The organism is Paracoccus haeundaensis (genome assembly GCF_006239215.1).
Taxonomy (GTDB): Bacteria; Pseudomonadota; Alphaproteobacteria; order Rhodobacterales; family Rhodobacteraceae; genus Paracoccus; species Paracoccus marcusii.
Window position 1 is genome coordinate 138,515 of record NZ_VDDC01000009.1, and the last position, 25,167, is coordinate 163,681.

The 25,167-nt window shown below is 69.1% G+C and carries 23 protein-coding genes; 20 read left to right on the forward strand and 3 right to left on the reverse strand.

Translation table 11 applies throughout. The features are described from left to right. Positions 1-52: 52 nt before the first annotated feature. The 4 genes from FHD67_RS05585 (at position 53) to madM (ending at position 4,121) form a co-directional block, all read left to right on the forward strand. Positions 53-1,351 carry a malonyl-CoA decarboxylase domain-containing protein gene (locus FHD67_RS05585; protein ID WP_139598104.1) on the forward strand — a complete coding sequence of 433 codons (1,299 nt, stop codon included), beginning with the start codon at positions 53-55 and terminating at the stop codon, positions 1,349-1,351. A gap of 23 nt (positions 1,352-1,374) precedes the next feature. Further along, positions 1,375-2,889, forward strand: coding sequence for a malonate--CoA ligase (locus FHD67_RS05590; protein ID WP_139598105.1), 1,515 nt, complete (start codon positions 1,375-1,377; stop codon positions 2,887-2,889). Positions 2,890-2,959: 70 nt separating this feature from the next. After that, on the forward strand, positions 2,960-3,352 hold the full coding sequence (madL, locus tag FHD67_RS05595; protein ID WP_045982998.1) for a malonate transporter subunit MadL: 393 nt from the start codon (positions 2,960-2,962) through the stop codon (positions 3,350-3,352). 4 nt (positions 3,353-3,356) lie between these two features. Then, positions 3,357-4,121, forward strand: coding sequence for a malonate transporter subunit MadM (madM, locus tag FHD67_RS05600; protein ID WP_045999851.1), 765 nt, complete (start codon positions 3,357-3,359; stop codon positions 4,119-4,121). 12 nt (positions 4,122-4,133) lie between these two features. On the opposite strand, the gene FHD67_RS05605 is transcribed toward madM, so the two are convergent. Beyond that, positions 4,134-4,832 (reverse strand): GntR family transcriptional regulator, encoded by a 699-nt coding sequence (locus FHD67_RS05605; RefSeq protein WP_139598106.1) that lies wholly within the window; start codon positions 4,830-4,832, stop codon positions 4,134-4,136. Positions 4,833-5,037: 205 nt separating this feature from the next. On the opposite strand from FHD67_RS05605, the gene FHD67_RS05610 reads away from it, so the two are divergent. The 11 genes from FHD67_RS05610 to FHD67_RS05660 all read left to right on the forward strand — a co-directional run bounded on the left by FHD67_RS05610 (position 5,038) and on the right by FHD67_RS05660 (position 19,020). Beyond that, positions 5,038-6,264, forward strand: a complete 1,227-nt coding sequence (locus FHD67_RS05610; protein ID WP_139598107.1) for an NRAMP family divalent metal transporter — start codon at positions 5,038-5,040, stop codon at positions 6,262-6,264. 9 nt (positions 6,265-6,273) lie between these two features. Continuing rightward, positions 6,274-7,041 carry a LamB/YcsF family protein gene (locus FHD67_RS05615; protein ID WP_139598108.1) on the forward strand — a complete coding sequence of 256 codons (768 nt, stop codon included), beginning with the start codon at positions 6,274-6,276 and terminating at the stop codon, positions 7,039-7,041. Continuing rightward, positions 7,038-7,808, forward strand: coding sequence for a putative hydro-lyase (locus FHD67_RS05620; protein ID WP_139598109.1), 771 nt, complete (start codon positions 7,038-7,040; stop codon positions 7,806-7,808). The genes FHD67_RS05615 and FHD67_RS05620 overlap by 4 nt, the downstream gene beginning before the upstream one ends. Beyond that, positions 7,805-9,358, forward strand: a complete 1,554-nt coding sequence (locus FHD67_RS05625) for a 5-oxoprolinase subunit B/C family protein (protein WP_139598110.1) — start codon at positions 7,805-7,807, stop codon at positions 9,356-9,358. Before FHD67_RS05620 ends, FHD67_RS05625 begins: the two co-directional genes overlap by 4 nt. Next, positions 9,348-11,099 carry an acetyl/propionyl/methylcrotonyl-CoA carboxylase subunit alpha gene (locus FHD67_RS05630; RefSeq protein WP_218062277.1) on the forward strand — a complete coding sequence of 584 codons (1,752 nt, stop codon included), beginning with the start codon at positions 9,348-9,350 and terminating at the stop codon, positions 11,097-11,099. The genes FHD67_RS05625 and FHD67_RS05630 overlap by 11 nt, the downstream gene beginning before the upstream one ends. Before the next feature lie 76 nt (positions 11,100-11,175). Then, positions 11,176-11,400, forward strand: a complete 225-nt coding sequence (locus FHD67_RS05635; RefSeq protein ID WP_139598111.1) for a hypothetical protein — start codon at positions 11,176-11,178, stop codon at positions 11,398-11,400. Positions 11,401-11,484: 84 nt separating this feature from the next. Further along, positions 11,485-13,167: a malto-oligosyltrehalose trehalohydrolase gene (gene treZ, locus FHD67_RS05640; RefSeq protein WP_139598112.1), complete on the forward strand. Its 1,683-nt coding sequence runs from the start codon at positions 11,485-11,487 to the stop codon at positions 13,165-13,167. Then, positions 13,164-15,407 (forward strand): malto-oligosyltrehalose synthase, encoded by a 2,244-nt coding sequence (treY, locus tag FHD67_RS05645; protein WP_139598113.1) that lies wholly within the window; start codon positions 13,164-13,166, stop codon positions 15,405-15,407. The genes treZ and treY overlap by 4 nt, the downstream gene beginning before the upstream one ends. Positions 15,408-15,545: 138 nt before the next feature. Then, a complete protein-coding gene (locus FHD67_RS05650) occupies positions 15,546-16,703 on the forward strand; it encodes a sugar phosphate nucleotidyltransferase (protein ID WP_246071239.1) in 1,158 nt (385 codons plus the stop codon). Then, positions 16,696-18,738, forward strand: a complete 2,043-nt coding sequence (gene glgX / locus FHD67_RS05655; RefSeq protein ID WP_045999842.1) for a glycogen debranching protein GlgX — start codon at positions 16,696-16,698, stop codon at positions 18,736-18,738. The genes FHD67_RS05650 and glgX overlap by 8 nt, the downstream gene beginning before the upstream one ends. 36 nt (positions 18,739-18,774) lie before the next feature. After that, entirely contained in the window at positions 18,775-19,020 is a 246-nt protein-coding gene (locus FHD67_RS05660; RefSeq protein WP_052715213.1) for a DUF2934 domain-containing protein, read from the forward strand. Positions 19,021-19,111: 91 nt separating this feature from the next. Here FHD67_RS05660 and FHD67_RS05665 read toward each other — a convergent pair whose 3' ends face one another. Further along, entirely contained in the window at positions 19,112-19,318 is a 207-nt protein-coding gene (locus FHD67_RS05665; RefSeq protein ID WP_045999841.1) for a hypothetical protein, read from the reverse strand. Between the two features lie 108 nt (positions 19,319-19,426). Between FHD67_RS05665 and FHD67_RS05670 the strand changes: the two genes are divergently transcribed. The 4 genes from FHD67_RS05670 (at position 19,427) to FHD67_RS05685 (ending at position 22,518) form a co-directional block, all read left to right on the forward strand. Continuing rightward, a complete protein-coding gene (locus tag FHD67_RS05670; protein WP_139598114.1) occupies positions 19,427-19,984 on the forward strand; it encodes a sigma-70 family RNA polymerase sigma factor in 558 nt (185 codons plus the stop codon). Then, a complete protein-coding gene (locus FHD67_RS05675; protein ID WP_139598115.1) occupies positions 19,981-20,301 on the forward strand; it encodes a hypothetical protein in 321 nt (106 codons plus the stop codon). The genes FHD67_RS05670 and FHD67_RS05675 overlap by 4 nt, the downstream gene beginning before the upstream one ends. 114 nt (positions 20,302-20,415) lie before the next feature. Next, the gene (locus tag FHD67_RS05680) at positions 20,416-21,438 is read left to right on the forward strand and encodes a Hint domain-containing protein (protein WP_176695065.1); all 1,023 of its coding nucleotides are present in this window, start codon (positions 20,416-20,418) and stop codon (positions 21,436-21,438) included. Positions 21,439-21,504: 66 nt separating this feature from the next. Then, complete coding sequence (locus tag FHD67_RS05685; RefSeq protein WP_246071240.1) at positions 21,505-22,518, forward strand: nucleotidyltransferase family protein; 1,014 nt, start codon at positions 21,505-21,507, stop codon at positions 22,516-22,518. Positions 22,519-22,525: 7 nt separating this feature from the next. Here the strand turns inward: FHD67_RS05685 and FHD67_RS05690 are convergent, their stop codons facing one another. Beyond that, positions 22,526-23,284, reverse strand: a complete 759-nt coding sequence (locus FHD67_RS05690; RefSeq protein WP_045983688.1) for a DeoR/GlpR family DNA-binding transcription regulator — start codon at positions 23,282-23,284, stop codon at positions 22,526-22,528. Between the two features lie 280 nt (positions 23,285-23,564). Here FHD67_RS05690 and glpD point away from each other — a divergent pair, with 280 nt between their 5' ends. After that, positions 23,565-25,154, forward strand: coding sequence for a glycerol-3-phosphate dehydrogenase (gene glpD / locus FHD67_RS05695; protein ID WP_232303286.1), 1,590 nt, complete (start codon positions 23,565-23,567; stop codon positions 25,152-25,154). Positions 25,155-25,167: the final 13 nt, after the last annotated feature.

Below are 25,167 nucleotides of genomic sequence, written 5' to 3' on the forward strand. Positions count from 1 at the left end.
GTTGTATACAACAGAAGTGAATCAGTGTATATCACGGCAGGGGAGGATCATCATGGGCAAGCAGAGACTGGGATTCCTGTCGGACTTTGTCGAAGCGATCACGCGGCGCAAGCGCGGCGGCGAGGCCGAGACGCTGAAGGCGCTGGCGCGCCCCGCATCCGAACGCGCGCGGGTGGCCTGTGCGGTGCTGATGGGGCGGATCGGGGATGCGGCGCGGGTCGCGGTGGCCGAACAGGCGCTGTCGGCCTATGCCGAGCTGGACGCCGAGGAGCGGTTGGCGTTCTTTCGCAGCCTGCGCGACGATCACGGCGTGGATGCCGACGCGATCCGGGCGGCCTATGCCGCGTGGGACGCCCAGCCCGATGCCGCGGGCGTCGCGCATCTGTTCGAGGTGGTCGAGCCTGCCCGCCAGACCCTGCTGCGCCGGCTGAACATGGCGCCCGGCGCCACGCTGCGGCTGGTACGGATGCGTCAGGACCTGCTGGCCGCAATGCGCGTGGACCCCGATCTGGCGCCGATCGACCCGGATTTCGCGCATCTGTTCGCCAGCTGGTTCAACCGCGGCTTTCTAACCATGCGCCGGATCGACTGGAACGCGCCCGCCGCGATCCTGGAAAAGCTGATGGAATACGAAAGCGTCCACCAGATGCAGGGCTGGCCGGACCTGAAGCGGCGGCTGGCCGACAATGACCGCCGTCTGTACGCGTTCTTCCACCCCGCCACCGGGGACGAGCCGCTGATCTTCGTCGAGGTCGCGCTGACCCAGGGCATGCCCGACGCGATCGGCCCAATCCTGACCGCGCCGGATGCGCGCGAACCGGCGGCGGCGGACACGGCCGTCTTCTATTCGATCAACAACAGCCTGCCCGGGTTGAAGGGTGTGAGCTTCGGCAACTTCCTGATCAAGCAGGTGGTGGCGCAGCTGTCGGCGGACCTGCCCGAGCTGCGCTGCTATGTGACGCTGTCGCCGGTCCCGGGCTTTGCCGCCTGGCTGGCCACGCAGGACGACGCGGCGGAATTGCGCGGCGCGTTGGCCGGGGGCTGGGACGATGACGCGGTGGACGCGCTGCGCCCGCAGGTCCTGGCGTGGGGCGCGCGCTATATCGCCCAGGCCAAGGCGCGGGGCGGGCTGCCCGCCGATCCGGTGGCGCGGTTCCACCTGGGCAACGGGGCCTGCGCGCATCGGCTGAACTGGCCTGCCGACCTGGCGCCCTCGGCGCTGAAATCGGCGCATGGGCTGATGATCAACTATCTGTACGAACTGGACCGGATCGAGGACCGGCACGAGGCCTTCGTGCGCGACGGCGAGGTGGCGCTTGGCGCCCAGATCGCCGAGGCGCTGAAGGCGTGACGACATTGAGGGAGGAGACGAGCATGCAGACCATCCACGACCATTTCATCCAGACCGCCGAGGTGATGCAGGGCAAGACCCTGTTCGAACGCCCCGGCCAGCCCGACATCAGCTTTGCGCAGATGCGCGGCATGGTCGAGGCGCTGGCGGGCGCGCTGACCGCGGCGGGCGTGGCGCCCGGCGACCGCGTGGCCGTCCAGGTCGAGAAGTCGCCCGAGGCCATCGCGCTGTACCTGGCGACGCTGCAGGTGGGCGGGATCTTCCTGCCGCTGAACACCGCCTATACCGGGGCCGAGATCGACTATTTCATCGGCGACGCGGCGCCCCGTCTGTTCGTCTGCGACCCCGCGCAGCTGGCGTCGCACGCGCATCGGGCCGGGGACGCGCTGACGGTGCTGACGCTTGGCGTGGACGGGCAGGGGACGCTGGCCGAGCGTGCCGCCGCGGCCACCCCGCGCGAGGACGCGCATCCCTGCGGCCCGGACGATCGGGCTGCGATCCTCTACACCTCGGGGACGACGGGGCGGTCCAAGGGGGCGGTGCTGACGCATGGGAACCTGGCGTCCAACACCGAGGCGCTGCTGGAGCATTGGCGGTTCGACGCGAATGACCGGCTGATCCACGCGCTGCCGATCTTTCACACGCACGGCCTGTTCGTGGCCGCCAACATGGCGCTGGTCGCCGGCGCCACGATGATCTTCCTGACCAAGTTCGACGCCGAACAGGCGATCGACCTGATGGACCGCGCTACCGTGCTGATGGGGGTGCCGACCTTCTACACCCGCCTGCTGAAATCGCCGCGCCTGGATCGCGAGACGACCGCGAACATGCGGCTGTTCGTGTCCGGGTCCGCGCCGCTTCTGGCGGAGGATCACCGCGCCTTCACCGAACGGACCGGGCATCGCATTCTGGAGCGCTACGGCATGACCGAGACCTGCATGATCACCTCGAACCCCTATGATGGCGATCGCATCGCGGGGGCGGTGGGCATGGCGCTGCCCGGCATCACCGTGCGCATCACCGACCGCGAGACCGGCGCGCCCGTCGCGCCCGGAGAGATCGGCCTGATCGAGGTCAAGGGACCGAACGTCTTCGAGGGCTACTGGAACATGCCCGAAAAGACCGCGGCCGAATTCCGCCCCGACGGGTTCTTCATCACCGGCGATCTGGGCACGATCCAAGAGGACGGATACCTGCGCATCGTCGGCCGCGACAAGGACCTGGTGATCTCGGGCGGGTACAACGTCTATCCCAAGGAGGTCGAGGAGGCCATCGACGCGCTGCCGGGCGTCCTGGAAAGCGCCGTGATCGGCCTGCCCCATCCCGACCTGGGCGAGGCGGTGACCGCCATCGTCGTGCCGAAATCGGGCACGCTGGACGCGGACGAAATCCGCGCCGCGCTGTCGGATCTGGCGCGCTTCAAGCAACCCCGGCAGGTGATCGTCGTCGATGCCCTGCCGCGCAATGTCATGGGCAAGGTGCAGAAGGCCGAACTGCGCAAGGCCCATGCGGGATTGTATTCGCAGGCCATGGCCTGACATCCGGCCGCCCGGGCCCGCGTCGAGGAGGACGCGGCCCGGGGCACCGGCCATTCAACGGGAGGAAACCATGATAATCTATGGAGTCGCGGCCTTGGCCGCCTGTCATCTGGCAGGCGTGATCCTGGGCGATCTGCTGGGCGTCATCCTGGGCGTCCAGTCCAACGTGGGCGGCGTGGGCTTTGCCATGCTGCTGCTGATCGTGTCGACCGACTGGCTGCGCCGCACCGGGCGGCTGCCGCAGCTGTCCGAACAGGGCATCCTGTTCTGGTCGGCCATGTACATCCCCATCGTCGTGGCGATGGCGGCCCAGCAGAACGTCGTGGCGGCCCTGGCGGGCGGTCCCATCGCGATCATTGCGGGCGTCGGCGCGACCATCGCCTGCGTGGCGCTGGTGCCCGTGGTGGCACGGATCGGCGGGCAGGATGCGCCCCTGCCGCCCCTGATGGCGCAGGAGGTGTGACGCGATGGAGATGATCACCGAAATCCTGTCCAAGAACGGGCTGGTCTTTGCCTTCGTCGTCGTGGGCGTCGTGATGTGGGTGTCCTATCAGCTGTCCGACCGGCTGTCGGCGGGGCGGCTGCACGGTTCGGCCGTGGCCATCATCATCGGCCTGGTGCTGGCCTGGCTGGGCGGGCTTGCCACCGGCGGGTCCAAGGGCCTGGCCGACGTGCCGCTGTTCGCGGGCATCGGGCTGATGGGCGGGGCCATGCTGCGCGACCTGGCCATCGTGTCGACCGCCTATGGCGTCGACATCCGCGAGATCCGCAAGGCCGGGGCCGCGGGCGTCGTGTCGCTGGCCCTGGGGATCTTCGTGTCCTTTGCGGTGGGGGCGCTGGTCGCGGCGGCCTTCGGCTATACCGATGCGGTCAGCATGGCCACGATCGGCGGCGGGGCCGCGACCTATATCGTGGGTCCGGTGACCGGCACCGCCCTGGGCGCCAGTTCCGAGGTCATCGCCCTGTCCGTCGCCGCGGGTCTGCTGAAGGCGGTCCTGGTGATGATCGGCACGCCCTTCGTCGCGCCGCTGATCGGGCTGAACAACCCGAAATCGGCGATGGCCTATGGCGGGCTGATGGGCACGACCAGCGGCGTCGCGGGCGGCCTGGCCGCCACCGACAAGCGCCTGGTGCCTTATGGTGCGATGACGGCTACGTTCTATACGGGGCTGGGCTGCCTGATGGGGCCGTCGGTCATCTATCTGATGCTGCTGGCCGTCACCGGCGGCTGAGGCGGCGCGGCGTCACCCGCCGGTGACGCCATTCTCCAACCGGGCAAAGGCCGTCATCACGACGCGTTCCGACCGGTCCAGATAATCGGCCAGCCGGGTGGCGGCGGCCTCCATGTCGCCCTGCTGGACCAGCTCCAGGATCGCGCCGTTCTCTTGCAGGAACGGCGCGTGCAGCTGTTCGGGACTGTCCAGCAGCCCGAAGGCCAGCCGCAGCTCCGCCATCGCCTGCGCGAAGAAGGCCGTCAGCCGCGGGCTGTCGGTCAGCGCCACGATGGCCGCGTGAAACGCCATGTTCGCGCTGCCCACCCCGCGCCAGTCGCCGGCCTCGCGCGCGATGCGGGCCTGGGCCACGCATTCGGCCATGCGCAGCACCGCCGCGTGGCGGGGCCAGGCTTGGGCCAGGGCCGGCACCTCGATCAGGCGGCGGACGCGATAGATGTCCAGCACCCCCGCCATCGTCGGCACCGCGACCGAGACGCCCCGATTGGGCGCATGGGTCAGCAGGCCCTCGCGCGTCAGCAGGCGGAACACCTCGCGCAGCGTGTTGCGCGACACGGACAGATCGCCTGCCAGCCGCGTCTCCGACAGCCGTTGTCCGGGGCGCAGGTGCCCCGCGATCACCTGCGCGCGCAACCGGGCCGCGGTGTCTTCGGCCAGGCCGGACGGGCTCTGTCCAGTCGCGATGGGGTCCGCGGGATTCGTGTCGGTCATGGGTCGTCCTATGATGTCGGGTCGATCATGGCGGGACGGCAGGGACAGGGCAAGCGGCCGGTTGCCCTGATTTCGGGCAGATTGCCGCGCAGGACATCCGGGATTGTTCAACAAAAGACACACAACTGTCAGATAATCGTTGACGGATCACGGAATCGTGGCAGGCTGGGGGCAATCAACAACAGTCCGACACGGGGAAACATCCATGACCACCGACCGCAGCGTTGCGGCCGCCAGCCTTCGCGGAGGCCTTCTGGCGGCGATCTTCCTGATGGCGACATCGGCCATCGGCCCGGGCTTCATCACCCAGACCGCGACCTTCACCGCCCGGATGGGATCGGCCTTCGCCTTCGCGATCCTGGCCTCGATCCTGATCGATTTCGTGGTCCAGCTGAACATCTGGCGCATCACCGCCCTGACCGGCAAGCGCGCGTCTGAGACCGCGAATGCGGCCATTCCGGGCGCGGGCTATCTGCTGACGGCGCTGGTGGTGATCGGCGGTCTGGCCTTCAACGTGGGCAACATCGCGGGCGGCGGGCTGGGCCTGAACGCCATGCTGGGCCTGGACCCCAAGATCGGCGGCGCGATCACCGCGGTGCTGGCCATCGCGATCTTCCTGTCGCGGCAGGCGGGGATCCTGCTGGACCGGGCGATCATCGGGCTGGGCATCGTCATGATCCTGCTGGTCCTGTTCGTGGCCGTGCAGTCGAACCCCCCGGTGGGCGAGGCGCTTCGCCAGACGATCTGGCCCGACAGCATCGATTTCGCCACCATCACCACCATCGTGGGCGGCACGGTCGGCGGATACATCACCTATTCCGGCGCGCACCGCCTGCTGGACAAGGGCCTGACCGGTCCGCACAATCTGACCGCCGTCACCCGCGCGGCCCTGACCGGGATCGCGGTCACGGGCGTCATGCGCTTCGTGCTGTTCCTGGCGATCCTGGGCGTCGTCGCGTCGGGCGTGACGCTGGACCTGTCGTCGCAGGCGGCGAACCCGGCGGCGCAGGCCTTCCAGGCGGCGGCGGGCGATTGGGGCATGCGCGTCTTCGGCGTGGTCCTGTGGGCGGCGGCGCTGACCTCGGTCATCGGGGCGGCCTACACCTCGGTCAGCTTCCTGGACGTGGTGGGTGTGCGCAGCGATGCGGCGCGGTCCAAGGCGACGGTGGGGTTCATCGCCTTCTCGCTGGCGGTGTATCTGGCGCTTGGCACGGCGCCAGCGGCGATCCTGGTCTTCGTGGGCGGCTTCAACGGGTTGATCCTGCCGATCGGCCTGACGATCTTCACCTATATTGGCTATGCGCGGTCCGACCTGATGGGTGGGCACCGCTACAACCGGGTGCTGCTGGCACTTGGGGCCATCGTCTGCGCGCTGACCTGGTACATGGGCGCGCGGTCGGTCACCACCATCTTCGCCTTCCTGGGCCAGTAAGGAGGATCCATGCCAATCGACCTGAACAGCGACCTGGGCGAGGGCTATGGCCCCTGGACCATGGGTGACGACGCCGCGATGCTGGACATCGTCAGTTCCGCCAACATCGCCTGCGGCTTTCACGCAGGCGACCCGGCGGGGCTGCTGTCGGTGCTGCGACAGGCGGCGGCGCGGGGCGTCGCGGTGGGGGCCCATGTCAGCTATCCCGACCGCGTGGGCTTCGGGCGGCGCACCATGGATGTGGCGTCTGACGACCTGACCGCCGACGTGATCTATCAGATCGGCGCGTTGCAGGGGCTGGCGCGGGCGGCGGGCACGCGGGTCACCTATGTGAAACCGCATGGCGCGCTGTACAACACCATCGCCGATGATGCGCGGCAGGCCGACGCGGTCATCGCGGGCGTCAAGGCCGTGGATCCGTCGCTGGTGCTGATGGGTCTGGCCGGCGCGCCCGTGCTGAAGCGTGCGCGGGCCGCGGGCCTGTCGGTCGTGGCCGAGGCCTTCGCCGACCGCGCCTATACCGCCACGGGCGCACTGGTCTCGCGCCGGCAGCCGGGCGCGGTCCTGCACGACCCCGACCTGATCGCCGCGCGCATGCTGCGCCTGGCGACGGAGGGCGTGCTGGAGGCCGAGGATGGCAGCACCCTGCGCCTTGAGGCCGACAGCATCTGCGTGCATGGCGACAGCCCCGGCGCGGTGGCCATCGCCGCAAAGGTCCGCGACGCGCTGGTCGCGGGCGGGGTCACCATCGCACCCTTCGCCGGGGGTGGGGCATGACCCCGCATCAGGCGCGGTTGGCCGCGCGGCAGGGACCTGCGCGCCCGACCTCGGGTCAGGCGCCGGGCTTTACCCAGTGCAACATGATCTCGCTGCCCCGCGATTGGGCCTGGGATTTCCTGCTGTTCGCGCAGCGGAACCCGAAACCCTGCCCGGTGCTGGACGTGACCGATCCGGGCAGCCATCGCACGGTCATGGCGCCTGACGCCGACCTGCGCACCGACATCCCCCTCTATCGCATCTGGCGCGACGGGGTGCTGACCGAGGAGGTCACCGACGCCACCACCCACTGGGCCGAACATCCCGATCTGGTGACCTTCCTGATCGGCTGTTCCTTCACCTTCGAAGGGGCGCTGATGGCGGCGGGCATTCCGGTCGCGCATGTCGATCAGGGCTGCAACGTGCCGATGTTCCTGACCGACCGCGACTGCCGCCCGGCGGGGCGGATGTCGGGGCGGCTGGTCGTGTCGATGCGCCCCATCCCCGCCGACCGCGTGGCCGAAGCCGCGATGATCTCTGGCCGCACCCCCGCCGTTCACGGCGCCCCGGTCCACGTGGGCGCCCCCGAGGCCCTGGGCATCGCGGACCTGCAGCGGCCCGATTTCGGCGATCCGGTGCCGGTCGGCCCGGGTCAGGTGCCGGTCTTCTGGGCCTGCGGGGTGACGCCGCAGGCGGCGGTCATGGCCTCGCGCCCGCCCTTCGCCATCACTCATGCGCCGGGGCACATGTTCGTCACCGACGTGCCCGAAACGCGGTGGCAGGCATGACCCGCGTCCTGCCCATCGGGCCGCGCGCCTTTCTGGTCGAGCTGGCCGATCTGGACGCGACGCTGGCGCTGTTCGACGCGCTGGCGGCCGATCCCGTCGCGGGCGTCTCCGAGATCGTGCCCGCCGCCCGCACGTTGATGGTCACCACCGATCCCGGCGTGCCGGCAGATGCCGCGCTGGCCCGCGCCGTGCTGGCCCGCCAGCCCGCCCCCGGCACCGCGCCTGCGCCCCGCAGGGCGGAGACGGTCGAGATTCCCGTGACCTATGACGGCGAGGACCTGGCCGAGGTCGCGACCCTGATGGGACTGACCACGGACGCGGTCATCGCCGCCCATCAGGCCGCGACCTGGCAGGTGGCCTTCTGCGGTTTCGCGCCCGGCTTCGCCTACATGACCTGCGCCGATGCGCGCTTTGACCTGCCCCGCCGCCCCGCGCCGCGCACCAGGATCCCGGCAGGGTCGGTCGCGCTGGCGGGGCGGTTCTGCGGCATCTATCCGCAGGCCAGCCCCGGCGGCTGGCAGCTGATCGGCCGGACCGAGGTGCCGATGTTCGACCTGACCCGCGACGTGCCCGCGCTGCTGCGCCCGGGGGTCCGGGCGCGCTTCGTGACCGGGTCCGCGCGCGTCCATCCCGTCGCGGTCCCGGACCCCGCGCCCGTGACCGGGCTGCGCGTGATCCAGACCGCCTTTCCGATCCTTGTGCAGGATACCGGGCGCATGGGGCAGGCGGGGCAGGGGGTCAGCGCGTCCGGCGCGCTGGACGTGGGCGCGCTGCGCCGCGCGAACCGCGCGGTGGGCAACCCCGCGGGGGAGGCCGCGCTGGAGATCACGCTTGGCCCCGTGCGCCTGCGGGCGGAGGTGGCAATGACCCTGGCCCTGACGGGTGCTGCGACGGCCCGTGTGGGCGGGCAGGCGCAACCCGTGGCCTTCGCGCTGGATGCGGGGGACGAGGTCACCATCGACCCGCCCGCCCAAGGCATGCGCAGCTATCTGGCGATCCGGGGCGGCTTCGACGTGGTCCCCGTGCTGGGCTCCTGCGCGACGGACACGCTGGCGCAGATCGGGCCCGCGCCGCTGATGGCGGGCGATGCGCTGGCCCCGGCAGACCGCGCGGCGGGGGCGGTGACCGATCCCGGCCCCGGTCCGGACCTGCCGCAGGCGGGGGCGGTCGTCACCCTGCCCGTGACCCTCGGGCCGCGCGCGGACTGGTTCGACGACGCCACCGTCCGGCGGTTCCTGGCGCAGGACTGGACGGTCACGCCGCAATCCTCGCGCGTGGGCATCCGTCTGTCGGGCGAGGCGCTGATTCGCGAGGACGCGCGCGAACTGCCAAGCGAGGGCACCGCGACCGGCGCGATCCAGGTGCCCCATTCCGGTCAGCCCGTGCTGTTTCTGGCCGACCACCCGCTGACCGGCGGCTATCCGGTCATCGCGACGCTGCACCCATCCGCGCTGGACCTGGCGGGGCAGCTGCCGCCCGGCACGCGCATCCGCTTTGCCGCCGACGCCCCTTTTGCCGATATCGACCCCGAGGCCCCTGATGTTCCGTGACACCCCCCTGACCCCGATCCGCCGCATCCTGATCGCCAACCGTGGAGAGATCGCCCTGCGCGTCATCCGCGCCTGTGCTGACGAAGGCATCGAATCGGTGGGGATCTATGCCGATCCCGACCGCGATGCGCCCTTTGTCCGCGCGGCGGATCAGGCCTGGGCGCTGGAGGGGCACCGCCCCGCCGACACCTATCTGGACGCGGCCAAGGTGCTGGCCATCGCCGCCCGCGCCGAGGTCGACGCGATCCATCCGGGCTATGGCTTCCTGTCGGAGAATGCCGATTTCGCCCGCGCGGTGCAGGATGCGGGCATCCTGTGGATCGGCCCCGACCCCGACGTCATCGACGCGCTTGGCGACAAGATCCGCGCACGAGAGATCGCGCAGGCCGTGGGCGCGCCGCTGGTCGCGGGCAGCCCCGGCCCCATCGCCAGCGGGGCCGAGGCGCTGGCCTTTGCCCGCGAGCACGGCCTGCCCCTGGCGATCAAGGCGGCCTTCGGCGGCGGCGGGCGCGGCATGCGCGTGGCCCGCGATCTGGCCGAGGTCGAGGAGCTGTTCGACGCCGCCACGCGCGAGGCGGTCACCGCCTTTGGTCGCGGCGAATGCTATGTCGAGCAGTTCCTGGACCGCCCCCGCCATATCGAGGCGCAGGTGCTGGCCGACCGGCACGGCACGGTCAAGGTGCTGGGAACCCGCGATTGCTCTCTGCAGCGCCGCAACCAGAAGCTGGTCGAGGAGGCCCCCGCGCCGTTTCTGACCGACGACCAGCGCGCCCGCATCCATGACAGCGCCCGCGCGATCTGCGCCCATGCGGGATACAGCGGCGCGGGCACGGTCGAGTTCCTGCTGTCGGCCAATGGCACGATCAGCTTCCTGGAGGTGAACACTCGCCTGCAGGTCGAACATCCGGTGACAGAGGAGACGACCGGCATCGACATCGTCCGCGCGATGATCCGCGTGGCGCAGGGCGCGCGCCTGACCGACGACAGCGTGCCCGAGCCAATCGGCCACGCGATCGAGTTCCGCATCAATGCCGAGGACCCGGGCCGGGGCTTTCTGCCCACGCCCGGCCCGATCACGCTGTGGTCCGCGCCCGGCGGCATCGGCATCCGGCTGGACAGCGGCGTCGAACAGGGCGGCCAGGTCGCGGGCCAGTTCGATTCGATGATGGCCAAGCTGATCGTCACCGGCCCCGACCGCGCGACCGCCATCGCCCGCGCCCGCCGCGCGCTGCGCGAGTTCCGCATCGAGGGCGTGGCGTCCGTCCTGCCCTTCCACCGCGCTGTGCTGGAGGCGCCGGAGTTCACGGATGATTTCGCGGTCCACACGCGCTGGATCGAGACGGATTTCGCCGACCGCCTGGCCGCCGCGGTCCAGCCCGCCGACCGTGTGACCCCCGTCCCGGACCAGCCCATGCTGCGCCTGTCGATCGAGATCGACGGCAGGCGTCATGACCTGGCGCTGCCCCAGGGGGTGCTGGCCGCAGCCGCCCCTGCGGCGCCGCAGGAGGCCGTGGCCGATCCCGGCTGCATCGGCGCGCCGGTTGCGGGCACGCTGTCCTTGTGGCAGGCGACCGACGGGGCGCAGGTCCAGGCCGGAGAGGTGATCGCGGTGATCGAGGCCATGAAGATGGAGACCAGCATCGAGGCCCCGCATGCCGGTCGCCTGACCCGCCTTGCGGCGGAGGGCGCGACCCTGGCGCATGGGGCGCCGCTGGCCCGGATCGACCCCGACGAGGGATGACCCCATAGGGCTATTCCCGGGGTGGGTATCTGTGATATTCTGCACGTTGTGAATGTCACCCTTGTCCGAGGTCCCGATGAAAGAGCCGACCGCCCATGCCCGGCCGGGCCCCCTGGCCGTTCAGGCACGGGCCGAATTCACGTTGGACATGCTGCGCAACCTTGTCGTGGTCTTCGAGGCCGCCGCCGAGGATCGCAGCGTGCTGGTCGAGATGGGGGACCGCGGGGTCTGGGCCGTCACCCATGACGGGCACCGCCTGTTCATTGGTCAGACGGCCGCGCCACCGCCGCGGGATGCCTGATCCGATTGCTTTTTGTCAGAATGCGGGAACGCCTTTGCATCCCGGTCATTGACCCCCGCAGCCACTGTCGGAGGGACCGGGACGATGCAACACCTTTGGGGACCGGTGTGGGATGACGACGGCCTGACCTTCCGCCTGTGGGCGCCGCGCGCGCAACAGGTCGACCTGCTGGTCGACGGGCATGCGCAGCCCATGCACAAGGGCGATCTGGACATCTGGCAGGCCCGCAGCCATGCCACCCCCGGCGCCCGCTATCTGTTCCGCGTGGACAACACCGACATGCCCGACCCGGCCAGCCGCTTGCAGGCGGGGGGCGTGAACGACGCATCCGTGGTGACCGACCCGCCGATGCCGCAGGAATGGGCAGGACGCCCCTGGTCCGAGGCGGTCATCTATCAGCTGCATGTCGGCTGCTTCACCCCCGAGGGCACGTTCTCTGCCGCCGTCGACCGGCTGCCGGGGCTGGCGGCGCTTGGCTTCACCGCGATCCAGCTGCTGCCCGTGGGCCAGTTTCCCGGCAACCGGGGCTGGGGCTATGACGGCGTGCTGCCCTATGCCCCGCATCCGGCCTATGGCAGTCCGGGCGATCTGCGCCGGCTGATCCGCGCCGCGCATGATTGCGGGATGATGGTGATCCTGGACCTGGTGATGAACCATTTCGGCCCGGACGGCGCGTGGATCCACCACGCGGCGCCGGACTTCTTCGACCCCGACCGGCATACGCCCTGGGGCGCGGCGATCGATTTCTCGCGTCCGCAGGTCTGCGATTTCTGGATCGGCTGCGCGATGCACTGGTTGCGGGATTATGGCTTCGACGGGTTCCGGCTGGATGCGGTGCACCAGATCACCGGGCCGGGTTCGGCCCAGTTCATGAAGGACCTGGCCGCCGAAATCGCCACCCTGACCCCCCGCCGCCACCTGATCACCGAGGACGAGCGCAACATTCCCGACCTGCGCGAAGTGGGCTATGACGCCAGCTGGAACGATGATTTCCATCACGCGGTCCATGTCGCGCTGACCGGTGAATCGGACAGCTATTACGCCAGCTTTGCAGTCGACCCGATCGCCGACCTGACCCTGGCCCTGTCGCGCGGCCATATCGAGGAGGGCCAGCCGCGCGAAGGCCTGGACCATCCGCGCGGCGCGCCCTGCGGTCACCTGCCGCCGACGGCCTTCGTGAACGCGATCCAGACGCATGACCAGATCGGCAACCGCGCCTTGGGAGAGCGCCTGCTGACCCTTGCCAAGCCCGAGGCCGTCCGCGTCGCCTATGCGCTGCTGCTGGTCGCGCCCTATGTGCCGATGGTCTTCATGGGAGAGGAGCGCGGAGAGACCGCGCCGTTCCAGTTCTTTGCCGATTATTCAGGCGAGTTGGGAGAGGCCGTTCGCAAGGGCCGCGCATCCGAGTTTCCGGGCATCGCCAGCCTGGGCGACGGCGTGCCGGACCCGATCGACCCCGCGACCATGGAGCGGTCGCGCCTTGGCTGGCGCGACGATGCCGACGCCCGCGACTGGATGGACCTGACCCGCCGGGCGCTGGCGTTCCGCGCGGCCCATGTCGTGCCGCTGCTGAACAGCGGCAAGCCCGAGGCCAGCGTCACCCGCGAGGGGCCGGGCCTGATCCGCGCCCTGTGGCAGTTCCCCGGCGGCGGCCTTGCGCTGTCGCTGGCCCTGGGCCAGCCTGACCCGACACCGTTGCCCGATGCCGACCTGTCCGTGGGACAGCCCGGCGATCTCTTTTCCCTGACCGTGAAAGCCTTGTCATGATTCCCCGCATTCCGACTGCCACCTGCCGCATCCAGCTGCGCGAGGGGGTGGATTTCGCGGCCCTGACCGCACGCCTGGACCAGATCGCCGATCTGGGCGTGTCTCACCTGTACCTGTCGCCGATCTTCGCCGCGACCGAGGGGTCGACCCACGGCTATGACATCACCGATCCGACCCGGATCGACGACAGCCTGGGCGGGGCAGAGGGATTCGCCGCGCTGGCCGAACAGGCCAAGGCGCGCGACCTGGGGATCATCCTGGACATCGTGCCGAACCACACCGCGTTTTCCGTGCAGAACCCGTGGCTGGCGGACGTGCTGACGCATGGCCGGTCCAGCCCGCGCGCCCGGCATTTCGACATCGACTGGCAGGCAGGGCCGCTGGTCCTGCCTTGGCTGCCCGCCCCGTTCGAGCAGATGCTGACCGAGGGCGCGTTCCGCGTCCGCGACGGCCAATGGATGTTCGGCGATCTGGCGCTGCCGCTGGCGCCCGGCACGAATGCCACCGACGATCTGCGGGCCCTGCACGAGGCGCAGCACTGGCGGCTGGTCCATCACGTGCTGGAGCGCGACGGCATCACGCATCGGCGGTTCTTCAACGTCACCGACCTGATCGGCATGCGGGTCGAAGACCCGTCGGTGTTCGAGGACACCCACGCGCTGATCCTGGAGCTGGTGCGCAGCGGTCAGGTTCAGGGACTGCGGGTGGACCATGTCGACGGGCTGGCTGATCCTGCGGACTATCTGGACAGGCTGGCCGAGGCGCTGCCCGACACGCCGATCTGGATCGAAAAGATCCTGACGGGCGACGAACCGCTGCCCGATGCCTGGGCGACCGAGGGCACGACCGGCTATGAAGCCGGGCGCCTGATCACCCGCATGCTGACCCCCGCCGCGGGGCTGGAGCGTCTGGACGATGCCTGGCACGACGCCATCGGCCCGACGCCGTCCTTTGCCGACACCCTGACGCAGGCCAAGCACGAGATCCTGGACAACGAGCTGGCTGCCGAGCGGATGCAGCTGTCGCGCATGGCGGCCCATGCGCTGGCGCCGGTCTCGGAGGTCGAACCCGGCCCCGAGGCCCTGCGCGAGGCGGTGACCGCGCTGCTGATTGCCACGCCGCGCTATCGCACCTATGTCACCGCAAGGGGCGCAGACGCCGATGATCGCGTGCTGATCGAGCAGGTGGCCGAAGAGGCCGCAAAGGGGTTGCGCAGCGATCTTGTGGTGCGACAGCTGGCCGAGGTCTGGGCCGAGCCGTCCACGCCCGCGCAGCAGGCTTTCGTCACGCGGCTGCAGCAGGTTTCGGGCGCGCTGCTGGCCAAGGCGCAGGAGGACACCGCGGGCTTCCGCTGGACCCGCTATCTGCCCGCGAACGAGGTCGGCGCTGAACCCGACGAGGCGACCATCACCGGGCCCGAGGCGACCGAGGCCATGGCCCGCCGCCGCGTGGGGGACATGGTTCTGACCTCGTCCCATGACAGCAAGCGGTCCGAGGATGCCCGTGCGCGCCTGATCGCCGCAAGCCACCTGCCGGAGGATCTGGCGGCGCTGGATCAGGCCGCGGCCCGGATGCCGCAGGCGAAGGGCGTGGACCCGCGCTGGCGGTGGTACATGGTGCAGACCGCCCTGGCCCTGCACGGGGCCGAGGATGCGGGCGAACGCGTCAACACCCATGTCGAGAAGGCCCTGCGCGAGGCCAAGCAGGAAAGCTATTGGACCAACCCCGATGAGGCGGTCGAGGGGCGCATCGCCGATCTGGGCCGCGCCCTGCTGGAACAGTGGGACCGCGATGCGCCCGCTGCCCTGACGCGGCTGCTGGAACGGGGACAGGCGCTGATCTTGGCGCAGCTGATGTTCAAGATGGTCATGCCGGGCTTTCCCGACGTCTATCAGGGCACGCAGGACCTGTTCCTGGCACTGACCGACCCGGACAACCGCCGCCCTGTGCCGTGGGATGCATTGGCCGCGGGCGATCAGGGAGACGACATCGGCGCCGTCAAGGTTCGCTGGACCCATCGCCTGCTGGCGTTGCGGGCGCAGATGGCGGATCTGCTGCACAATGCCGACACGCGGGTCCAGATCGACGATGCGGGCATCGGCCTGATCCGCCGCGCGGGCAAGCGTCAGCTGATCGCCCGCCTGGATCTGCCCGGCGGGGCGGCACCGGCCGACGACGGTGCCGCAATTCTGGACTGGCATGGGCCCGACGGCTGCCGGGTGCATCTGAGAGAGGCATGATCCCCTTTCGCCCGATTGATATTTGACGCGCGTGGGAACAACCGGAGGGCATGGCGGTTCGACAGGTGACGCGCCACATGCCCTCCTCCATCGGGGCAGCATGGCGGGATGAAACCCTAGCCTGCAAGAGATGTCGCCATGTCAGAATACATGCCCGCCGTGCCGCGCCTGGCCACCCCCGTCACCCGTCCTGCGCCCGTCCCCGTCACCGGGGTCGCGACCCTTCTGCTGGCGGGAGGAAAGGGCACGCGCCTGCATGAACTGACCGCCCGCGACAGCAAGCCCGCCGTGCCCTTCGCGGGCGCGAACCGCATCATCGACTTTGCGATGGCGAATGCCGTGCGGTCCGGCCTGCCGCGGATGCTGGTCGCCACGCAATACGCGCCGCACAGCCTGCATCACCACCTGCCGACACGGTGGGGCCACCGTTTCCCCCAGGCCGGCTTGGCCCTGCGCGATGGTCAGGACCGGTTCATGGGCACCGCCGATGCCGCGCGCCAGACCTGGGACGCGCTGGAGGCGATGGGCGGTGATCAGGTCCTGATCCTGGCGGCCGACCATGTCTATGACATGAACTATGCCGATCTGCTGGCGGCGCATCGCGTGTCGGGGGCGGCGGTGACCGTGGCCGTCGACACGGTACCCCGGGCCGAGGCGCGCGGCTTTGGCGTCATGCAGGCCGATGCGCAGGGTCGCATCCTGTCGTTCCTGGAAAAGCCCGCCGATCCCCCCGGCATGATCGATCAGCCCGATCGGGCTATGGTGTCGATGGGCATCTATGTCTTCGACCGCCGCTGGCTGCAGGAGGCGCTGTTCGACCGTCCGGTCGAGGCGATGGATTTCGGCCATGACGTGATCCCCGATGCGGTGGCGCAGGGCGTGGCCGGCGTGTGGCGGATGCCCGCCGGGCCGTCGGGCCGCGGCTATTGGCGCGACGTGGGCACGCTGGACGCGCTGCGTCGCGCGCAGCTGGATTTCGTGTCGGCCGAGCCCGCGCGCCTGCCTTTCGCCAGCCCGGCATCCGACTGGTACCTGGGACGCGGCAGCATCGCCATGCCGGGCGCCGTGGTGCCCGAAAGCGCCCGCCTGACCTGCACGCTCGTCGCCCCCGGAACGCAGGTTCCCGCGGGACTGGTCACCGGAGAGAACGCGACCGAGGACGCCCGCTGGTTCACCCGCACCCCGGCGGGAACCGTCCTGATCACGCAAACGATGCTGGACCGCCGTGCCGCGCACGCGCATATCCGTCGTTCCGTCACCCCACCCCCTTCCAACCGCCGAGGACTTCATGCGTGATCTGACCACCCCTCCTATCTTTGATGCCACCCAGGCCCGTTCCGACATCCTGGGCGCCGAGTTCATGGGCGAGGGGACGAATTTCGCGCTGTATTCCGACCACGCGACCAAGGTCGAGCTGTGCCTGTTCGACGACGAGGGCCAGGAGGAACTGTACCGCCTGCCCTTGCCGGACATGGAGGGGGGCATCTGGTTCGGATACCTGCCCGACATCATGCCGGGCCAGGTCTATGGCTATCGCGTGCACGGCCCCTACGAGCCCGAGAACGGCCACCGCTTCAACCCCAACAAGCTGCTCTTGGACCCCTATGCCCGCGAGCTGCGGGGTGAGATCATCTGGGACGATGCGCTGCATGGTTATACGATCGGCGAGGACGACCTGTCCTTTGACGAACGCGACAGCGCGCCCTTCATGCCCAAGGGCGTGGTCGTGGACAGCCGGTTTGACTGGGACACCGAACGCGCGCTGCGCACGCCCTGGGCGGACACGGTCATCTACGAGGCCCATGTCAAGGGCGTGACCAAGCGCCATCCCGACGTCCCCGAGGACCTGCAGGGCACGTTCCGCGGCCTGGCGACCGAGCCGGTGATCAGCCACCTGCAGAAGATCGGCGTCACCGCGATCGAGCTGCTGCCGATCCATGCGTTCGCCAACGACCGCTATCTGGTCGAGAAGGACTTGTCGAACTACTGGGGCTATTCGACCCTGTCGTTCTTCGCGCCTCATACGCCCTATCTAAAGACGGGCCAGATCCGCGAGGTCAAGGAGGCGATCCGCAAGTTCCACAAGGCCGGGATCGAGGTCATCCTGGACGTGGTCTTCAACCACACCTGCGAAGGGTCCGAACTGGGCCAGACGCTGTCCTTCCGCGGCATCGACAATGCCAGCTACTATCTGCTGTCCGAGGACAAACGCCACAGCTTCGACACCACGGGCACGGGCAACACGCTGAACGTCGCGCATCCGATGGTGCTGCGCATGGTGATGGATTCGCTGCGCTACTGGGTGCAGGTGATGCATGTCGACGGGTTCCGGTTCGACTTGGCATCGACCCTGGGCCGCGAATCCGAAGGGTTCGAGCGTGACGGGTCGTTCTTCAACGCCATCCGCCAGGACCCGGTCCTGTCCGGCATCAAGCTGATCGCCGAACCCTGGGACATCGGCGAGGGCGGCTATCAGGTCGGCGGATACCGCTGGCCGTTCCGCGAGTGGAACGACAAGTTCCGCGACGACACCCGCGCCTTCTGGCGCCGCGATTCCGGCCAGCTTGGCGTCATCGCCGAGCGTCTGGTCGGATCGCCGGTGCAGTTCAACCACAGCCATCGTCCGGCCACCAGTTCGGTGAACTTCGTCGCGGCGCATGACGGGTTCACCTTGTGGGACACGGTCAGCTATTCCGACAAGCACAATGACGCCAATGGCGAGGACGGGCGCGACGGGCACGACCACAACCTGTCCGACAACCTGGGCGCCGAGGGACCGACGGATGATGCGGGCATCGACACCGCCCGCGTCCGTCGCGTGCGCGGCATGCTGGCCACCATCTTCCTGTCGCAGGGCGTGCCGATGATCCTGGCCGGGGACGAGATGGGCAATTCCCAGGACGGCAACAACAATGCCTATTGCCAGGACAATGAGATCAGCTGGCTGGACTGGGACGGCGCGCGCGCCGACATCCGCGACGCCGTGGCGGCGCTGACAGCGTTCCGCAAGGACAGCGGTCTGGCACAGACGCATTTCAGCGGACCCGAAGGCCAGCCCGTCGCCCGCTGGTTCCACCCGCGCGGCGATGCGATGACCGACGCGGACTGGTCGGATGGAGAGTTGCGGATCCTGGGCCTGATGCTGCAGCCCACTGACGCGCCCGAGATCCTGATCATCGTGAATGCGGGCGATGATGGCGAATTCGCCCTGCCCGAAGGCGACTGGACGCTGCGCATCGACACGGCGCGCGACGACGTCGCCTGCATGGATACCGTTTCGGGGGTTCTGCCCCTGGGATGGCAAAGCGTGGTGGCCCTGACCCGTGCGTGAGGACCGCCCCGACCCGAAGTCTCATCAATGGAGGACATGATGACCGATCTGGACAAAGACGACCTGATCCGCGCCCGCGCGCATCAGATCTGGGAAAACGAGGGCTGCCCCGAGGGCCAAGAGGCCGACCACTGGGCCCGTGCCACCGCCGAGATCGAGGCCGGTGCAGGACAGCCTGACGCCGCGCAATCCGCAGCCGATGCCGGTGAGCGCGCCGAGGAGGAGGGCAACGTTCCCTCGGCCGTCGCCGGACCCGCGGCGCGTCGTCGCGCGGCCCGCTGATCGCCGCAGGCATGACGTGAGAATAGGGCCGCGGCGCTGAAACCTTTGGCGCCGCGGCCCGTATCTTTCTGCAGGGCCCGAACGGTTCGGGTCAGGCCGCGATGGCGGATCGGGGACGCATGACGCGGGCGACGGCCAGCATCGACATCACCGCGCCGGCCAGCGTGGACAGCAGAAGGATCATCAGCAGCGCCTGCACCGCCGTCACGTGCAGCAACGACACCGCCGCCACCGCCGCGATCAGGGGGATATGGATTCCGGCAAAGACGATCAGCATGATCTTGGTCCTGATGCTCATCTTGGCAATACCCTCCGGCTGTTTTGAATCAAATGATCGACAACTTGAAATTGTGGTCCAGTCTGGAACTATGCAGCACGACCATCAAAAATCAAGACTGTACGGTTCATGACGGATCACGACGACAACGTTCGGATGCTTGTGGCCATCGCGGCCGGGTCGCGGGCGGACTTCGCCGACTTCTATCGCACCAATTGCGACATGGTGTTCGCAATTCTGCTGCGGATGCTGCGCGACCGCACCGATGCCGAGGATCTGCTGCAGGAGGTGTTCGTCCGCGTCTGGACGCGGGCCGGTCGCTATGACCCCCGGCTGTCGAATCCGCGGACCTGGCTTGTGGCGATCACCCGCAACGCGGCCATCGACCGGCTGCGGTCGCGGCAGGTGCGCCCGGTCACCCAGCCCGTCGATCCGGGCCTGCCCGGTCCCGGCCCGGGCCCCGAGGCGCAGGCGATCGCCGCCGATCAGCGGACGCGGCTGGATGGTTGCCTGGATGAACTGGACCCGGACAAGGCGCAGGCCGTGCGCCGGGCCTATCTTGACGGCTGGAGCTATGAGGAGCTGGCCCGCGATGCGGACGTTCCCCTGAACACGATGAAGACCTGGCTGCGGCGGTCGCTGCAGCGTCTGCGCGCCTGCATGGATCAATTTACGGACCCCGAATGACCGACCCCTCGACCGACGACATCATGGCTGCGGAATACGCCATCGGGCTGCTGGACCCGGAACAGCGGGCCCTGGCGGATCGGCGTCTGGCCCGCGACCCGGTCTGGGCGGGACTGGTCGCCGCCTGGCAGATGCGCCTGTCGCCGATGAACGGGCAGTTCGGATCGGTGCCGGCGCCCAATGTGCTGCCCCTGATCCAGCGGCGGCTGTTCGGACCGCCGGTCCGCCGATCGCCCCTGTCCGGCTTGCCGGTCCCTGTGATCGTCGGCGTGGTGCTGGTCGCCAAGGCGCTGGTGCTGTGGATGCTGCTGGGGTGACAGGCCATCGCACGGCCATGTGCATAACGCGCAAATATTCCCGTTCAAGGTGAAACAAACGGTACTGTGGGTGCGTATCTTCCGGATGCACGACCCATGCGCCGGAGCCTCGTCATGTCGCACGCCCAGGACGTCTGTTTGCACGACTATGCCGGGCCTGTCCTGGCGGGACAGCTGTTGGACGGGCGACAGGTCCTGCGGCTGGACGCGTTCGGCCCGCGGCGGTCCGGGGCGGCGCTGGACGACGGGCTGCCGCTGGACATCGGGCGGATCGTGCATCCCGAACCTGACCATCCGGCCGTGGTTCTGGGGTCGGGCACAGTCACGCCGGCCTTCGCGGCCGGAACCGCCGTGGTCCCGTTGGGCAGCCCGCGCACGGTGGTCCTGTTGCAGGACGGGGGCGGGGGCCTGATGTTCCTTTATCCCGACGGTGCGCCGGACCTGCCGGGGGCCACGCGGCTGATCGCAGAGGTGCGGCGCCTGCCCCACGCCTTTGCCGCGGGGGTCATGTGCTTTGCCCGCGACACGATGATCCGTACCGCCGGGGGCGACATGCCGGTCCAGATGCTGCGCCCCGGCATGGCGGTCCAGACCCGCGATGCGGGCCTGCAGCGGATCGCATGGATCGGCACCCGTACCCTTGGCCCCGCCCGGCTGCACGCGGAACCCGACCGGCGTCCCATCCTGATCCGGCGCGATGCGCTTGGCCCCGGCATCCCGGCCCGCGACCTGGTCGTGTCCCCCCAGCACCGCCTTCTGGTCGGGTCGCGCATCGCCCGGCGGATGTTCGACGAGCCCGAGGTGCTGGTCGCGGCACAGCACCTGACCTCTATCCCCGGGGTGGGTCCGGCGCCGTGGCAGGGGGGCGTGACCTATCTGCATTTCGTCTGCGAAGAGCACCAGCTTGTCCTGGCCGAAGGCGCCTGCGCAGAGACGCTGCACACCAGCCCCGACGCGCTAAAGACCCTGTCCGAGACCGCCCGGCGCGAGGTGCTGGCCCTGTTCCCCGATCTGGGGCTGATGACGGGTGCCGCCGACGGTCCGACCCGCCCGGCGGCGCGTCGGATGCTGAACGGGGCCGAGGGGCGCCAGCTGGCCCGCCGCCATGCGGTCAACCGGGTCATGACCCAGAGCTGATCATGTTCAACGGTCTTGCCGACTGTTGAACATTGTTGTATTCAACAGATGTAACAACTGTTGTACATGATGCCACGATCCCATTCCGCCTTGGCCCATGCCGCCTATCACGACCTGCTGCGCGCCTTGCGCGACGAGGGGCTGCGTGATCTGCGTGGCGCGCCTACCTTGGTCGAACGCAACGGGCGGGGCTACTGGTACGACAGCTTTCGCGTCGGCACCCAGGTCCGCAAGCGCTATCTGGGAGAGGATGGCCCGGACATTGCCGCCCGCATGCAGGCGCTGCGCGACGATCGGGTGCCCGCCGAACAGCGCCGTCGCGATCGCGCCCGGCTGGTGCGCCTGCTGCGGGCCGAGGGGTTTCTGGGCCTGGACCCGACCAGCGGCAGTCTGATGGCGGCGCTGTCGGGGGCGGGGGTGTTCCGCCTTGGCGGCACGGTCGTCGGCACCCACGCCTTTCGCCTGTACGAGGGGGAACTGAACCTGGTCCTGTCGCTGGAACAGACCGCGCAGACAGACGATCTGGACATCGCCAGCTTTGAGCGCCTGTCCCTGGCGCTGGAGGATGCGGCGGCGCCCCCGGTCACGCAGGTCCTGGCCGATTTCGACTTTGCCCCGGCGCCAAGCCTGCAGCCGAGCCGCGCCTGGCGCTGGCGGCAGACGCAGGGAAATGCGCTGGTCGAATTCCTGACCCCGGCCTTTGGCGAGGAGGGGCTGCGCGATCTGCCCGCGCTTGGGGTGCAGGCGCAGGCGCTGCACCATCTGAACTATCTGATTGCGGATCCGATCCCCGCGGCCATCCCCTATCGCAGCGGCGTGCTGGTCCAGGTGCCGCGCCCGGAACGGTTCGCCATCCACAAGCTGATCGTGGCCGACCGCCGTCGCGCCGAGGATCGCCTGAAATCCGCCAAGGACCGCGCGCAGGCCGCGTTCCTGATCGATGCGCTGGCCCGCGACCGCCCCGACGATCTGGCCGAGGCGCATGAGGACGCCCTGTCGCGCGGCCCGCGGTGGCGCGACCGCATCGCGGCCAGCCTGTCGCGCATGCCTCAGACCGCCGCCCTGCTGGCGGCGCTGTAGCCGGCATTCAGGGCAGCATCACGCGGGTCTGCCACCCTTCGCAGGCGCGGGCCAGATCGCCGGGCAGGGGTCGGTCGGTGAAGATCGCGTCCAGCTGCGACAGCGATCCGATGCGGGCGGGCGCGCTGCGCGACAGCTTGGAATGGTCCGCCACCAGGAAGGTACGGCGCGACTGGCGCAGGATGGTCTGGCTGACGCCGACCTCCTGGATGTCGAAATCAAGAAGGTCGCCGTCGCGGTCCAGCGCGGAGCAGCCGATCACGGCCAGGTCGAACTTGAACTGGCGGATGGTCTCGGCCGCCAGCGTGCCGACCAGGCCCCCGTCGGCGCGGCGCAGGCTGCCCCCGGTGACGATCACGTCGCAATCGGTGTTGGCCGCCAGGATGTTCGCCACGTTCATGTTGTTCGTCACCACCAGCAGGTCGCGATGGCCCAGCAGTTCGCGGGCCACGGCCTCGGTGCTGGTGCCGATGTTCAGGAACAGGCTGATCTTTTCGGGCACCTCGGCGGCGCAGGCGCGGGCGATGGCGGTCTTGGCGTCGTGGTGCAGGGCGCGACGTTCCTCATAGCCGATATTGGCCACGCCCGAGGGCAGGATCGCGCCGCCGTGAACACGCTCCAGTCGGCCGGCCTCGGCGAGGTCGGTCAGGTCGCGTCGGATCGTTTGCAGCGTGACGCCGAAATGCCCGGCCAACCCCTCGACCGTGACCTTGCCGTCGCGGCGGGCGATCTCCAGGATCTCGGGCTGGCGGAAGCTTTGCGACATGGGACACCCCTTGCGGTTTCGTCGATCTTGCACGACCCGGCCGAACAGGCAAGATGTTCGCTTTGTTGCGGTTTGTGCAGATCGTGCAAGGAATGGCGCGATGTATCGACGTCGGACACGCCGTTTCTATGCCGATTCAGGGCATAATCCGTGACGTGTTCTCTGTAAAATATTGATAAATATGTGAATAAGGCAAATGAACGGAAACGAAAATAAAATCCTTTCTTTTTGGTGCGAACGACGGCACACATAGGCAGGGTCCATGAAAGGATGGCGGCGCGTGACGGGTACAGGCAAGACGGTCGATCTGTTCGTGATCGGGGGCGGCATCAACGGTTGCGGGATCGCCCGCGATGCGGCCGGGCGCGGCCTGTCCGTCACCCTGGCCGAGATGGGCGACCTGGCGCAAGCGACGTCCAGCGCCTCGACCAAGCTGTTTCACGGTGGCCTGCGCTATCTGGAGTATTTCGAGTTCCGGCTGGTCCGCGAGGCGCTGATCGAACGCGAGGTGCTGCTGCGCGCGATGCCGCATATCAGCTGGCCGATGCGGTTCGTGCTGCCCTATCACCCGGACATGCGGTTCGAGTCGGACACGCCGACCTCCAAGCTGCTGGGCATGGTCATGCCCTGGATGAAGGGCCGTCGGCCCGCCTGGCTGATCCGCTTGGGGCTGTTCATGTACGACACGCTTGGCGGCCGCAAGATCCTGCCCGGCACGCGCACGCTGTCGCTGGACGGCACGCCCGAAGGCGCGCCGCTGCAGGAACGCTTTCACCACGCCTATGAATATTCCGACTGCTGGGTCGAGGATTCGCGCCTGGTGGTCCTGAACGCCCGCGACGCCGAGGCGCGCGGCGCCACGGTGATGACCGGCACAAAGGTGCTGTCCGCAGATCGCCATCCCGACCACTGGATCGTGACCACCCAGGACGTGGCGACGGGCCGGACGACCAAGCACCGCGCACGGATGCTGGTCAATGCCGGCGGCCCCTGGGTGGGCGACCTGATCCAGGGCACGATCCGCCTGAATTCGACCGAGGGCGTGCGCCTGGTGCGGGGCAGCCATATCGTGACGCGGCGCCTTTATGATCACGACAAATGCTATTTCTTCCAGGGCACCGACGGGCGGATCATCTTTGCGATCCCCTACGAGACCGACTTCACCCTGATCGGCACGACCGATGCCGACCACCAGGACCCGTCGGTCAAGCCGGAATGCACGCCGCAGGAACGCGATTACCTGCTGGGCTTTGCGAACCAGTATTTCCGCCGCCAGCTGACCGCGGATGACGTGGTCTGGTCCTATTCCGGGGTGCGGCCGCTGTATGACGACGGCGCGCAAAGCGCCACGGCGGCGACACGCGACTATACGCTGAAGGTCGATCAGACCGGCGGCGCGCCGGTGCTGAACGTCTTCGGCGGCAAGATCACCACCTATCGTCGGCTGGCGGAATCGGCGCTGGCCAAGATCGCGCCGTTCTTTCCGAACCTGCCCGGCGACTGGACGCGGGGCGTGGCGCTGCCCGGCGGGGATTTCCCTGTCGACGGCGTGCCGGCGCTGGTCGCACGGCTGCGCACGGATCATCCGTTCCTGACCGAAGGTTGGGCCCGCCGCCTTGTGCGCGCCTACGGGACCGAGGCCGCGACGATCCTTGCGGGGGCGCAGCAGGCCGCCGACCTGGGCGTCGACTTCGGCGCCACCCTGACCGAGGCGGAGGTCGTGTGGCTGATGGATCACGAATATGCCCGCCGCGCGACCGACGTGGTCTGGCGGCGGACCAAGCTGGGGCTGCGCCTGGACGCCGATCAGGTGCAGGTGCTGGACCAATGGATACAGGCCCGATGGGCGCAGGGGGCGGCCGCGGAATAGACGCGCCGTCAGG